Below are 13333 nucleotides of genomic sequence, written 5' to 3'. Positions count from 1 at the left end.
GTGATCGTAAGGGTCCATTATAAATAATTCGGGAAATTTCGTCTCTGTAGACATATTAAGAGCTATGTAACGAACGTTTATATTTGTGAGTAATAGTAAGGCTCAAGGTAAGGAAAATGCTAGTGAGGTAAAGTAGAATAACGTTAATTTGATAATTTAAGCTCATTCCCTCTTGCTACATCTCTCTTTAAATATCTCCTCTTTTGCAGCAGGTCTATACTTACTGCTTAAATTTAGGTGCACACTAATTTTTCGATTTGTATATTATTCTAATGCTTGTATAATACCTTCATTGAATATTTGATTTTGAGGTAATTAGATGCCAAAAAGTAAAACTAAACGTGGAACGGAAGATTTGAAGGGTAATGCAGGCCCAAGCAAAAGATCTCGTCTCAGTTCTGATCCTAAAAAAAATAAAGAGATTATCTCTAGCAAAGTAATAAGTAAGCTGAAGGATGTTGTTAAAGGTGATAGAACTTCAGCTATTGAGGAATGGGTCAAGGCTCGCCCTGTAACAGTAGAGGGTCTAACCGTTGAGCAATCGGACCTCTTATGTAATGCGTTTCGTGATGAATCTTGTTGGTCAGGTGCGACACTAGATGTTGCTAAATTGGTAGGAGAATTAGCTAAATCAGGTGTGTTGAATCCATTTGCTATATATAAAATAGCATGTATTGAGTGTGTAGAGAGTGAAATTAAGCAATTATTTGACAAGGCGTTAGAGTCTTTTAGATCTGACTTATCTCATAAAGGCGCATGTGAGGAAGATAGGAATTTAGCCTGCAGTGATGAGCTTGCAAGAGTTGAATTGTTAAGTTCCATGGGAAGACGTGATCCTGTTTTCAATTTCTGGATTGATCAAGAATCAGGTAACCTTAGAGAAAATATAGAAGCAGAAGATGGATTTAATAAGGCTGTAGATTTCAAGTGGAGTAAGGGAGTGGAACACTTCTATAATCGTCTGTGTTCTGAAGAAAAATTAGTGAAAGAAGGGCGAGAAAAATTGCTAGTTTCTGCTATTGCAAAATTATCTCCATTGCAATCTAGCTATAAACTTGCTGCTACATTAAATTCCATTCTAGGTAAAGTCATAAGCGCAAAAGTAGATCATAAGTCACTACTCGGGCTACCGAATAAGAAAGATAGGGGTGTGATCTATCGTCCTCTTAGTTGCTTAGTAGAGCACGGTTTTCTTTACACAACTAGGTATGTTATCCAGTACTTGAGCGAGGGATGTTCAAGATCTGAAGTAGAGAAAATGCTTTCACCTAGAGGATATGCACATCTTCTATCATCGCTTTCATTTGTTGTAGTTTCTAAAGATTATGACTTGGATAACAGGAATGAAGCAAGGTCAGCTATTAGCAGTCTTTGGGAATCTAGTGTATTTAACCAAAATAAAATAAATGTTGTCGATCCTTTTAAAGATAGGATTGCTTTTGTTGCAATGGAAAATGCAATTTCAAATTTGATTGTAGATCAGGAGAGCAGCAAGGATACTCAAAGTGCTGGCGATGGTGAAAAAGTTGATTTGGTCTTGAGTATTTTAAAGTTTGCTAAAGATTGTTGTTCAGACAAAAGCTTTGAATCATTAAAAAAGAGGATAGCAAATAGTTTAGACAAAACAAGGGATTCTAAGATGATAGGTGCAACTAGCTCCTCTAATTTAATAGAAGAGTTGTGCAAATCGGAGAAAAGCTTGAGTTTATTCTCTGCTAGTTCTGAAGGTCCTCAATCTACGTTAGTGGGTACTAGTGTTAGTATTTCGCCTGCTGCAGTTGTTAACAAATAGGAGTATTTATGCATAGTAATAGTGAAGATCGTGAATTAGTTAGGGCTTTATTAAGTGGAGGTTGTGATGAGTTTAGTAGACAATTTGTAGGTTTTTTAAACAACTGTGCATCTTTTTTGCATTCGGCTAATAAGCCTGGCTTTTTTCCTACATTCTTCTTTGGTATGTTTTCTACCGCACATGATGCAGGTATATTAGTTGAAGATGAAAGAGTCTATTTTCGTTTTGACAATTGTGGAAATCTAAAAGTTGCTGTTCTCACTAATGAAGAAAATAGAAGAATAGTCAGGTGTTATACTGTTGCTGATAATGAGAACAGCCCTGGATCAAGGTTTAGCGAAGAAGAGAAGCAGTGGGTAGCAGAGAATCTTCCACAAGAATTACAGGAAGGTGAGGATCTGGACTGGGAAGAGTATAAAATATTTCGGTTTGGAGAAGAATGTAGGTTTATTCATGAAATAGATAGATTTCCTCAACGTGATGAACCTGGAGCTCCAATTTTTCATGAAATTAACCCAATCAGAGAACAAGGTGAATTGTTAGACCTGATGAATGAGTTGGCAAATGATGATGAAGGAGAAGTGCGTACTAATGTTAAAAGAATTTTGGAATATGTTATTGATATCCATGATGAACATGAAGATAGTTTAGTGTTTCGTGCAGAGTCTGATTACCACGGTTTTCTGTGTGGTTTTTTAGTAAATTTTAGATACCGAGCTGTGGCTGATTTCTACCCAGAGCTACTTATAGGAAAAGGTTATGCAGATGTTGTTTTGCTTGTTCGTGGTGTTGATCAGGCAAATGATTCGGTTCCAATTATAATTGAGTTGAAGGTTGGTGATGAGGAAGGGTTAGAGCAAGCTAAAGATTATGCTAAAAGTTGTTCTGTTTCGTCTTTGCCTATTCATACCTCATCACCAAGTGCTGTTTGTGTAGCGTTAAATTTTCAATTACGTGGAGGTGCTGGTCTCCGAACTTCTGTGCAGGCCTTTTCAGAAGGTGGTCTTTCCTTAATACCAGGTTTACTACATCCTCATGGAAATGGAGTTAGGGGAAATGTAAAACGTTTTTTACAACCCATAGCATCAGAGTTCACTCAATCTCCTCATTGTAATACTTTTTCCTGTACGTCATCGTTTGTTTTTGGAAATGTTTTATCTACAAGGAGGGACTTAGAAACAGATGATGGGCGGGAGGTAAGGGTTACCAAGTATCTATTTAACCACTCTCAGGGAGAGAAAATGAAACGTACAGGTGGTAGGGGAGATGCAGCAGATATTGTAAGACATGCGTTAACTTTAGCTCTATTTTTATCAAATATTGGTTTTGTTGTGCTTCACATTTTTCGTCGTTTAAAGTGGCAGACTTTACCAGATAAGGCATTGAACCTGTCGTTACTACCTCAAGCCACAGATGATGCTAAGGTGCGTCAAGTACTTTGTGAAGTAGATGTCCAGGGTCATCTGGAAGTGGCTTATGCAAAGAAATTCGAATCACTACGTGCTTACTCACGTTCTCATAGTGAAGGTTATTTCGAGGGAAGGTTTTCAGAACAAATGGGTAATGTTAGGAACTTACATCAATTTGCAGATCAGTTGATGAGTGCTGAGCCTAATTTTGGTAATGATGGTAATGTTAATGGTGAGTACAGGGCTAGGTATGAAGTTTTATTTAATGAGATTTCTCGTCTGTTGTCTCCGTTATTAAATGGAAACCGTCTACTCGTGAACAATGAAGCTAAATTTCAGGCTTTGTTGCGTGGGATATTTCAAAGTTGCGGTAATCCTGCCAAGGTAATTATTGAGTTCCAGCTACAGAGAGGAAGGAAAATAGACCTAGTATTATCAAAATCTGCGGAAAATGATGATACTCATCCAATTGGAATAGAGTTGAAGTATGCTAACACCGCAGAGCAAGTTGAACGAAAAAGGGTGGAGGCAAATCGACAGTTAAGTGAATACGAATTTTGTGGAGGATGCAAGCGTATTACTGGGGGAGATGCGATGGTTTTGTTATACGCTATATTGAATGCTATAGGACAAGAGCAGGATCTGATATTGATTGGTGGGCTTCGTAGAGCATCTGGGTTTTCTAGATGACTTGTAACTAATAAAAGTACCAAAGATAAGGTTGTTTATGGGTAAAATTATGCATTAAGCTAGAGTGCGTTTGAGTAAGGTTGGAGAAAAAGTAAGGTCTTTTAGCAAGAAAATTTGATTTATGTTTTCTTAAGTTAAAGTTAACCTGATGAAGTTTGTACAATTTATTGTTGGAGTTTTTTGTTCTATTTTTACTGTAAGTTCAATCTGCTCTATCTTTGGTCTTTTTTTCTTAGTTTTGCAGCAAGTCTAATATTTTTACTACTTAATGGAATAACTTGCAGAAAGTGGAGATATAATGCTAAGGCAGAGGAGCTCAGACAGTTGCCTTAAAACAATAAAGAAATAGTAAAGGCAAAAAGATACCCTTGCGTAGTTCGAAAGCTTTTCTAGTAACCGTTCACGATATAAGAAAGTAGTTTACAAAAATGGTATAGTGGTATAGAGAAGATAAGCTAGATAGAGAGGGTTTAATTATAGAAGTGCTGCAAGAGAAGATTGTGGTGTTAGAGTCAGAAAATGCCGATCTGAAAGCGGAGATAGAAAATCTTAGAAAGGAAGTAATAGAGTTACAAGACAAGCTGGGTTTAAATTCAAAAAATTTATCTCTACCACTATCACAAGATGTAAAAAAACAAAAAAGAAGAGTAACAGGAATCCAGGAGGGCAACCAGGACATGAAGCGCACAAGCGAGAGTTAATGGAAGCAGATGAGATTGTGAAGTGCTCGATTGATTCGATTTGTGTGTGCGGAGGCCAAGTTATTTTAGAAGAAGACACTATACACCAAAAGGTAGAGCTGCCAGAAATTAAGCCAATAGTAACTGAGTATATGCTGCAAAAAGGTTACTGTAAGGCATGTAAGAAAAGGATCTCAGCTAGTCTACCTGAAGGTGTTGATTGGAATCTTTTGAGACCCAATGCCGAAGCGATAATCAGCAGCTTTACTGGCTTTTTTATCAACTCAAAAAGAGAAGTACAACAGATTTTAAGCAGTATATTTAATCTGAACATAAGCCTAGGTTTGATATCAAAACTGAGGGTAAAGTATCAGAAAAATGTATATCAGAATACGAAAAAATAAGAGAAGAGCTGAACGAGAGTAAGTATTTGCACATAGATGAAACGAGCCAATAGAAATCAGGGAAAGAAAGGTTGGGTAGTAACGAATAAAACAGCAACACTTATGAAGTTAGTTGGATCTCGCGGAAAGAAAGTGTTGAAAAGGTTATTACCAGAGTACTAAGATAAGCGATAGGTATGCTGCATATAATTACTTTAGTCGTGACAGATCTGCTGGGCCCACTTAGCAAGGGACTTTGAAAGGTTTTTCTTCAGTAAAAATGTTGAAGTGAGTCAAATCGGCGCAGCATTAAAATCGCTGATCAATAGAGTGTTTGTGATAGATAGAGCACGTAAACAAAACCTGATAGATAATTTAAGATTTTGTTGGTTAATGAGAAAGATTAGAAAAAGGGTGAAATATTTTTTGCAAAAGATAACAAGGGTTGCAAAAGGAACTCAAGCCTCGAGAATGGCTGCCAATATTCTGCGTTCTGAAGATATGATGTGGAAATTTGTGCGAAGTCCTGATCTGATTGAGACAACAAACAATCTTGCAGAACGTCAAGGTAGAAGGTATGTCATTTATCGTAAAAATAGCTTTTTCACTTGGTCAAAACGTGGAGAAAAGTTCGTTGAAAGAATGCTCTCGATATTTTTGACTTCACGTTTGAATAATCAGAACCCTGTCCAGAAATTACAGAATTTAGTCGCTATTCCTTCTTAATTGGGAATACTCCGTGAACGGTTACCCTATACCAGTCCAAACTGCATAAGATGTACCAAGGGGAATAGACTTCATTGCTAACGATAGCCAGTAAAGACTCACAGAACCGCTAACTAAAATAATTACTACAGGTATAACACGAGTAAAGCCATTGCTATATTTCAGTGCTGTGGTCCATATTATCTCAACCAAACCAGCTAATAGCAAATACGCCCAGGCCATACACTAACTCCATCTTACTGATATATTATACATAAGAATGTTAAAAGTTCACTTATACCAATTCCCACTATACAAAGAACGGATAGACAATAATGGAAAAAAAGCCATACTAAAGTAAGTGAAGTAGCGAGGTTTAAATGGCATTAAGATCAAAATTATTGGATGAAAAAGTAGTAGAATCAGCAAAAGAAATGCTGAAGAAAGTAAGGAACAATGCATATGTTTCAAAAAAACTAAATGCTGTAATTGCGGCAAAAAAGCATAGTATAACGGCTGTAGCAAAAATATATTGCATTTCAAGAAGCGCACTAACTTCGTGGATAAAACTCTTGAAATTTGGCAGAGAAGAAAAACTGTTTGCTCCTCCATCACGCGGTAGAAAAACTAAATTAAATCAGGCTCAAATACAGCAAATTGAAGCATGTATAGAAGAAAATCCTAATATTACCATTAAAGAAATGAGAATAAGAATCCAGGAAAAGTTCGGATTAAATATCAGCAAATCTACAGTACACTGCCATATGCAAAAGATGAAATTTTCATATATTACACCAAGACCAGTACACAACGTACAAGATAAAAGTAAACAAGAGGAATTCAAAAAAAAATCTCAATGAAGTTATTGGCAAGTATCCAGAAAAAGAGCTATTTTTCTTTGATGAATCAAGGTTTGGCACACATTCGAAAGTTGGGCATGGATGGTTTAAAAAAGGCACTAGGACTCGGGTTAAAATAAAATTAGGTAGGCATAATTTTTATCTCTACAGTGCAGTTAATCCTAAAAATGGAGAGAGTTTTAGCTTATTTGCACCAAATGTTAACACTGATTGCATGAATGTATTTCTTGAGCAAATGTCGCAATATCTAGGGACAAGAGAAGCTGTTCTTGTTATGGACTGTGCTAGTTGGCATAAGTCAAAAAATTTAAAGGTAGCTAAAAATATTGAGATTATATACCTACCTCCATATTCACCTGAACTTAATCCTGTTGAGAGGCTTTGGTTATACATAAAACAGAACATTTTGCGCAATAAAATATACGATACAATTGCTCTGCTTGAGGGTGCTTTGTGCAAATTTATTACTTCTCTTGCCAGCTCCACAATTAAACAACTCTGCAATGTCTCCTATTTGACTGACCAACAATGAGAATTGGTATTAGCATTTTACACGCTTTAATAATACTGTTGTACTTTATTTTTAATTGTTTCTGTAAGGTTGCATAAGAAATTCTGACAAAATTTTTAAGGCTAAATGCAATTCCTGGAGCTGAATGATCTTCCAATAAAAGACCTGCTGCAAAACAAAAATGATAAAAACAGCAACTTTCCTTTTGCAGCGGGTCTATGTCTTTATTTCAGCTAAAGGGAGAACATAGGAGGCATTTTTTACCGCTTTTGCATCCAAACTAATTATGCTAAGATATTTACTATCTACACTGATATTTTCACATAATTGAGTGTCAGCTTCTGCAACATTGATTTATATCAAATTTGACTTCCTCAACATCTTTTGGCATGACCCTTTGTAGCAGCTCCTTCTAGCACATACTGTTGCTTTTGTAAATTAAGACCGTAGAATTTTTCCACCTGTTTCACTCCTCAACATCGGTATTTCTCTCAAATCAGCTAATTTTAAGCCTCTTGGCTGTCTCCCATTTATTACATCTTCTTTAATTTTTGGTGCTAAATAATTTCACCTTTTCTTTCCCTACTAAGAACTTCACAAACTCAAGATTTTCATGGTTATAACTGACAGCATGGTGCACAGCCATCTTCTCGACGTACATAATTAACATTAGCCCCTTTATCAAGTTGAGCTTCTACTCCACTGCGGTCTTTTCTCTTGACAGCATCAAGAAGTAATTCATTTCTTAGTAAATTTTCAACTTCTTCATGTCCTCCATCATTTGCAAGTTCCAATGGTGATCTATTATTGGAATTTTTAATATCAATTCTTGCTCCTTTTTCTATGAGAAATTCTACAGATGGTAAATGTCCTTCCTTGGCAGCATAGTAGACTGATCTGTAGTTTTAGAATTATTAATAAATGATTCTTGTTGTTGCTTTTCTATTAGAAGCTTTACAATTCCTAGATATCCTTTATTGGTAGCATAATGCAAAGGAGTCCAATTGTTTTTACCTTTTGTACCAACTTCTACTCCCTTATTAAGAGAAAATTTTACAATATCGATATTTCAAAAATCAGCTGCAATATGAATAGGCTTGTTTTCGTCATTAGTTTTAGCGTTAAAACTTACACCTTTATTATTTACTAAAAATTTTGTTACTTCTAAGCTATCAAACTTAGCTGGATGGTGCACAGCCACCTTGACCAAAAAATCATCCCCCTATCGCGTTCTTATCATTATGCCTTATACGCTGTATTACACCTTCAGATATAGTCATTTCTAACCTCCAACATCCTTGCTAATAAACCCTCACTAAAACTGCCGAAAAGACTTTATAAGTTAATATTCTAAATCTCAATATTTTATGGTGCAGGTTTTTATTTTTAAAACATTATACTTTGTGTAGGGTATAACTACACGAATCAAAGTGAAAGAAAAGCGAAATGATGAAGAAAATGAAAGTTTAAGTTTTCTTCAACAATTCAAGGAGAGAATTTATGCTTTAAAGCCTGTATTAGCAAGAGCCTTAATCACTAGATGAACAATGTCACGCAGAGTTTCATCCTCAATTTTTCTATATTCCCTCACTAGCCTTGATATTTCTTCGCTGCCTACATCGCTATGGAAGGCCTTATCATGTAAGTCTTCAGAGGCTTTGGTAAAAAAATACGACATATCAACCGATAGTACTTCTGCTAATTTATATAACCTATCAACTACAAGCCTAATCTCTCCGCTTTCATATCCTTGTACATGCTGAAATGAAATTTCAAGCTTTTTTCCTAAGTCTCTTTGACTAAAACCACACATTAGCCTTCTTTTCCTTATTCTTTCCCCTATTTGTTTATCGATAGGATGTTGTATAGTCATTTTACGTATCAGATAATATTAACTATGTATTATCACTTTGAGAAAAAGATTTTACCAATATATAAACTGCACTACGTAACCTTTTGCTCTTAATTTCGTTATATTCTTTGATTAACTTTAGTATTTCTTCATCATAAGCTTCATGTGAGTCAGTATGCATATCAGTAAAAAAGTTAGCAACATCTATCGATAGTGCTTTTGCTAAATCATATAATCTACTGGCCAAAACACAATTTGAACCATTTTCGTACTTTTGTATCTGTCTATACGAAACACCTATTCTCTTTCCCAATTCGGTCTGTGTCAAAGCACGATCTAACCTAAGTTGTTTTATTTTTTTACCTAATTGCACTTTTCACCTCTTATTCAAATTTACAACAAATTTTATGAAGTGGAAAAAAAGCTAGCAAAGTAATTGCTTTAATAATTTCTGCCTCTCGCTAATTAAATCGTTTGGCCTTACGTATTTTTTCTCAATTTCCCTCATCTCTTTTTCTCGTTCTGCAATGCTATTTCGTATTACTTCAGCCGAATATCTGCTTTTGCCACATGCAAACTCTGATCTTAATCTTCTAACCTTATATTCGAGCTCAGCAAATCTTTCATGCTGCTCAAGAAGCTCTATCATGTGTTTGATTTCAGAATTTAGCTTTTTTTCCTCAACATCTCTCACAATAAAAGAAAGCAGAAGCTTATCTATTTGGTAATCAATATTTGGTTGAGTAGCAAATAGATTGATCATAGCTTTTACATCAGTAGGATTTGCAACTAATAAGCTAAAATTACTACATAAAAAACTATAGAACTTTATCGTCTTCACAAGATAATTTTTCATATCTTGTGATAATTGCAATTCTTTTTGAATTCCTGACAGCAATATTTTCAATTCTTCCAAGTATTCTACATCAAAATTACCTACTTCTATAGGTAAAAGGATCATTAGCAGCTTTTTTACAAGCTCAACATCATTTGATTTTACTGCATTATAAAGAGCTTTATCCTTATCTTCTTTTAAATCATAAAGCTCTGACGAGTTATCTATGCTGAATAGATATTCAGTATTTCCCTGAGGAGAGTAGATTAAAATGTCCACTTCTCTTAGCGGGTGGTCATCATTAAACTTTTCTAGTAACTGCTTATCGGTGGTTTCCTCTATTGCTACAGCAGCTTTACTGATCTTTTTCAGTTCAGAAACATTATCTCTTGAATTTTCAAGTATGTCTTTAGCCTTGTCTAGCAGCTGCTCATATAGAATTATTTTTTCTTCATTATCAAGTAGCTGACAATGCTTCTTCAACTTTTCAGTGGAGTAAGACAAGAGATCCATTTCTTTCAGTTTTACAATCACAATACCCAACTTTTATTGAAATTGAAATAATTTTTACAAGATGTGTTTTTCTAGTGTAAATGCCCGCAAAACTTGTTATTATAACATACAGTAAATCAATAAGTCGTATAATATTGACAATTAAATAATATTTATCACGATATGATCGAATAGTAATGAAATTAAGTGAGGGTTACAATGAAAAAAATAAATGGTAAAAAATTGTCTAGTAAAATGTTAAAAGCGGTAGAGCGAATAGCAAAAGAAGGGTTATTACCTAATTTTATAAAAGCTGCTCCAACAGCGAATAAAAAGATTAGTAAATTACCTGTCTTAACATATCCTGAGGAGCTCAATCCATTTCGATCAGCTTTATGCAGGATAAGACTAAGTGAATATGAAAATATGAAACTAAATGAATTCCTGGAAAAAGCTATTGCAGCTAAAAATATAAACGAGTTAAGTAAAGTTATCGATGAAGCTTTGGACTTAGGAATAAGAATAAATGCTGCCAATGAAGATGGCTTTGGCTTCGCTAACGTTACAATGTTTAAGATGTATCGTGATGAATTCAAAGGGAATAAACAAGAGGATATAATCAGCAAGTTAGCATTAAATGGAGCAGATTTTAATGTACAAGTTGATAAGAAAATGACTGAAATTCATCAAAAGGTGCAAAAAAAATTGAGCCACAAATATATAGTAGGCTCACAAAACTCAGGGAAGTGGGAGAGAACGCTACTATAGAAGGAACTGTTGAAAATGTAGAAATCGATAATAAGACCTTCTATATGGAATTTTCACATAGCTGCATAGTTGATGTTGCCAAAGTTGTAGAAGGTGCAAAAAATTTGGGCTTAAGTAAAGGAGACTTAAACCTTGGTGGCAATATTATAAAAATAGGTGATGGTGAAGTTGAAGTCAAAACTGGGAAAGGCGGTGAAAGAGACTACGTGGATATATCGGATAACAGTGCTTTTGCAGTCACATTTTATACTAGCCTAGGAGAGCTAAATTTAATGGTATATCATGACACAGCAGACTATCATCAAGTACAAATTGAGGTAGAAGATGAAGAAATGTGGAACGAGTTGCAAGAAATAGGAGAAATCGTAGGAAAGGGTTGTTTATTTGGTGGAATGTCTGTTAAAGAAGCAGTAGAAAAAGGCAGTTTTACTAGATGTGGAAGGTGGGGCGACCAAAATTCTAAAAGTAGTGAGACCTTTTCTTGGGTGAATAAATTAAAAGACAACAAAACGACATCCGTAGGACGTTCTTGATTGGAGACAAGTGGCTATGTGAAACATAGCCACTTGTCTATCAGAAATAAATGGTTAACTGTTACAAAGTAAAGTAGTTTTTAAAACTTAATCAAATTTACCATAAATAATTTACTTTAATTAGTATTGCTTGTAGAAGTGTTTTATATTATAAAAAACACCTGAACTTTAAAATTTGTACTATTTGTTAGCAAGAGCCTTTATCACTGAATGCACAATATCACGCAATGTTTCATCTTTAATTTTTCTATATTCTCTTACTAATCTTGATATTTCTTCGCTGCCCACATCGCTACGGAAGGCCTTATCATGCAAGTCTTCAGAGGCTTTGGTAAAAAAATATGACATATCAACAGACAAAGCTTCTGCCAAATTATACAATCTATCAACTACAAGCCTTACCTCTCCAGTTTCATATCCTTGTATATGCTGAAATGAAATTCCAAGCTTTTTTCCTAAGTCCCTTTGGCTAAAACCACATATTAGCCTTCTTTTCCTTATTCTTTCACCTATTTGCTTATCGATAGGATGTTGTATGGTCATTTTACGTATCAGATAATATACTTTGAGAAAAAGATTTTACCAATATATAAACTACACTACGTAACCTTTTGCTCTTAATTTCATTGTATCCTTTGACTAATTTTAATATCTCCTCATCATAAGCTTCATGTGAGTCGTCATGCACATCAGTAAAAAAATCAGCCACATTAATCGATAGAGCTTTTGCTAAGTCGTATAGTCTACTAGCCAAAATGTGGTTTGAACCATTTTCGTACCTTTGTATCTGCCTATATGAAACACCTATTCTTTTTCCTAACTCAGTTTGTGTTAAACCACAGTATAACCTAAGCTCTTTTATTTTTTTGCCTAATTCCACCTTTCATTACTAATTTTAGCTGTTCAAGCTTATATTGAATTTTTTAATTTATAAAGTGAAAAAAAGAAGGAAAGTTGGAGAACTTTCCTTCCGGTCTACAGATTACAATAAACCACTGTCATAAAAACTAAAGTGGCTTTTCTGTGTTACGATTATATGATCTATTAATTTCATTCCTACATTTTCACAGGTTGCAGCTAATGTAAGTGTGTTATCCTCATCCTCCTTTGAAGGTTCTATATCTCCACTTGGATGATTGTGTGAAATTGCAACAGATGCTGCGTCAATCAGTAATCCCTGTTTTATTATTTCCCTCACATATAGAGGCACTCTATCTATAGTTCCACAGTCTTGAACATACTCATATATTAAATGACCACTTCGATCTAAGTATACCACTCGTAAGCTTTCCTTTCTTGACTGTCCTATTGCTGCTTTAAAGTATTTTAGTAGCTCTTCTCTATTATCAAGAATCGACAGCTTTTTTAACTTACCTTTCAATATCCTATCGAAAATCTCTTTCAGGCAAAAGATATTTGCTATTGCTCCATCGTTCATTCCTGTAACATTTTTTAGCTCGTGAAGATCAGCATTAATTACCCTTCCTAAACTACTAAAGAGCTCCATTAGCTTTTTGGCAACTTCTCTTCCTTCTGTGTATGCAGATAGATTACGTTCCAGTAGCTCATGGTCAAGCAAAGACCTACCTCTGCTTGATAGAATACGAGTTTCTAATTTCTCTTTTCTCTCACTATTATTCATAAAAACCTCCAAGATCAACATTATATACAAATTCAACGCCAGCTTTCTGACGCAGTAGTTCTCGAGGAATAACCCTCTTGAACTCTAAATTTGCAATGTTGTCCTTGTTGCTTGGGCACTGGGATGACAGCAGTCCTACGTCATACCGCGATTCATTCGCGGTATCTCTTAACATAGATCC

The 13333-nt window shown here is 35.0% G+C and carries 16 protein-coding genes and 3 pseudogenes; 6 read left to right on the top strand and 13 right to left on the bottom strand.

Features of this window, described 5'->3' with window-relative positions:
- The first annotated feature begins 319 nt into the window (after positions 1–319).
- The 3 genes and pseudogenes from ABWU50_RS03860 (at position 320) to tnpC (ending at position 5680) form a co-directional block, all read left to right on the top strand.
- On the top strand, positions 320–1792 hold the full coding sequence (locus ABWU50_RS03860; RefSeq protein ID WP_353275338.1) for a hypothetical protein: 1473 nt from the start codon (positions 320–322) through the stop codon (positions 1790–1792).
- Between the two features lie 8 nt (positions 1793–1800).
- Complete coding sequence (locus tag ABWU50_RS03855) at positions 1801–3891, top strand: hypothetical protein (protein WP_353275337.1); 2091 nt, start codon at positions 1801–1803, stop codon at positions 3889–3891.
- A 473-nt stretch (positions 3892–4364) separates the two neighbouring features.
- A pseudogene (gene tnpC, locus ABWU50_RS03850) lies at positions 4365–5680 on the top strand (IS66 family transposase).
- Between the two features lie 21 nt (positions 5681–5701).
- On the opposite strand, the gene ABWU50_RS03845 reads toward tnpC, so the two are convergent.
- Positions 5702–5902: a DMT family transporter gene (locus ABWU50_RS03845; RefSeq protein ID WP_265026708.1), complete on the bottom strand. Its 201-nt coding sequence runs from the start codon at positions 5900–5902 to the stop codon at positions 5702–5704.
- A gap of 137 nt (positions 5903–6039) precedes the next feature.
- On the opposite strand from ABWU50_RS03845, the gene ABWU50_RS03840 reads away from it, so the two are divergent.
- Positions 6040–7051 (top strand): IS630 family transposase gene (locus tag ABWU50_RS03840; protein ID WP_353275335.1). Its coding sequence is split into 2 segments (ribosomal slippage): positions 6040–6501 and positions 6503–7051, totalling 1011 coding nucleotides; the frame shifts between segments, so codons are not numbered across the junction.
- Here ABWU50_RS03840 and ABWU50_RS03835 read toward each other — a convergent pair.
- The 8 genes and pseudogenes from ABWU50_RS03835 to ABWU50_RS03805 form a co-directional block, all read right to left on the bottom strand.
- Positions 7008–7199 (bottom strand): annotated as a pseudogene (locus ABWU50_RS03835) (hypothetical protein); the annotation flags it as partial. The gene ABWU50_RS03840 and the pseudogene ABWU50_RS03835 sit on opposite strands and share 44 nt — an antisense overlap.
- A 205-nt stretch (positions 7200–7404) precedes the next feature.
- Positions 7405–7597 (bottom strand): annotated as a pseudogene (locus ABWU50_RS06865) (hypothetical protein); the annotation flags it as partial.
- A gap of 50 nt (positions 7598–7647) precedes the next feature.
- A complete protein-coding gene (locus ABWU50_RS03830; RefSeq protein ID WP_214241706.1) occupies positions 7648–7824 on the bottom strand; it encodes a hypothetical protein in 177 nt (58 codons plus the stop codon).
- 59 nt (positions 7825–7883) lie between these two features.
- A complete protein-coding gene (locus tag ABWU50_RS03825; protein WP_353276300.1) occupies positions 7884–8090 on the bottom strand; it encodes an ankyrin repeat domain-containing protein in 207 nt (68 codons plus the stop codon).
- 9 nt (positions 8091–8099) lie between these two features.
- Positions 8100–8231 (bottom strand): ankyrin repeat domain-containing protein, encoded by a 132-nt coding sequence (locus ABWU50_RS03820; RefSeq protein WP_007551899.1) that lies wholly within the window; start codon positions 8229–8231, stop codon positions 8100–8102.
- Between the two features lie 297 nt (positions 8232–8528).
- Entirely contained in the window at positions 8529–8903 is a 375-nt protein-coding gene (locus ABWU50_RS03815; protein ID WP_007549999.1) for a helix-turn-helix domain-containing protein, read from the bottom strand.
- 22 nt (positions 8904–8925) lie between these two features.
- The gene (locus ABWU50_RS03810) at positions 8926–9255 is read right to left on the bottom strand and encodes a helix-turn-helix domain-containing protein (RefSeq protein ID WP_353275332.1); all 330 of its coding nucleotides are present in this window, start codon (positions 9253–9255) and stop codon (positions 8926–8928) included.
- 51 nt (positions 9256–9306) lie between these two features.
- Positions 9307–10251 (bottom strand): hypothetical protein, encoded by a 945-nt coding sequence (locus tag ABWU50_RS03805; protein ID WP_353275330.1) that lies wholly within the window; start codon positions 10249–10251, stop codon positions 9307–9309.
- A gap of 177 nt (positions 10252–10428) precedes the next feature.
- Between ABWU50_RS03805 and ABWU50_RS03800 the strand changes: the two genes are divergently transcribed.
- Positions 10429–10977: a hypothetical protein gene (locus ABWU50_RS03800; RefSeq protein ID WP_353275328.1), complete on the top strand. Its 549-nt coding sequence runs from the start codon at positions 10429–10431 to the stop codon at positions 10975–10977.
- Entirely contained in the window at positions 10956–11510 is a 555-nt protein-coding gene (locus ABWU50_RS03795; protein WP_353275326.1) for a hypothetical protein, read from the top strand. Before ABWU50_RS03800 ends, ABWU50_RS03795 begins: the two co-directional genes overlap by 22 nt.
- A gap of 180 nt (positions 11511–11690) precedes the next feature.
- Here the strand turns inward: ABWU50_RS03795 and ABWU50_RS03790 are convergent, their stop codons facing one another.
- From ABWU50_RS03790 to ABWU50_RS03775, 4 genes are all read right to left on the bottom strand, one after another.
- Positions 11691–12053, bottom strand: coding sequence for a helix-turn-helix domain-containing protein (locus ABWU50_RS03790; protein ID WP_265037035.1), 363 nt, complete (start codon positions 12051–12053; stop codon positions 11691–11693).
- Position 12054: 1 nt separating this feature from the next.
- Positions 12055–12390, bottom strand: a complete 336-nt coding sequence (locus tag ABWU50_RS03785; protein ID WP_236514288.1) for a helix-turn-helix domain-containing protein — start codon at positions 12388–12390, stop codon at positions 12055–12057.
- Positions 12391–12492: 102 nt separating this feature from the next.
- The gene (locus ABWU50_RS03780) at positions 12493–13152 is read right to left on the bottom strand and encodes a RadC family protein (protein WP_353275324.1); all 660 of its coding nucleotides are present in this window, start codon (positions 13150–13152) and stop codon (positions 12493–12495) included.
- Positions 13145–13327, bottom strand: coding sequence for a hypothetical protein (locus ABWU50_RS03775; protein WP_353275322.1), 183 nt, complete (start codon positions 13325–13327; stop codon positions 13145–13147). The genes ABWU50_RS03780 and ABWU50_RS03775 overlap by 8 nt, the downstream gene beginning before the upstream one ends.
- Positions 13328–13333: the final 6 nt, after the last annotated feature.

It is taken from the genome of Wolbachia endosymbiont (group A) of Pipizella viduata, assembly GCF_964028555.1.
Taxonomy (GTDB): Bacteria; Pseudomonadota; Alphaproteobacteria; order Rickettsiales; family Anaplasmataceae; genus Wolbachia.
The sequence above is the reverse complement of the archived record's forward strand: the minus strand, read 5'-3'. Positions and strand labels throughout refer to the sequence as shown.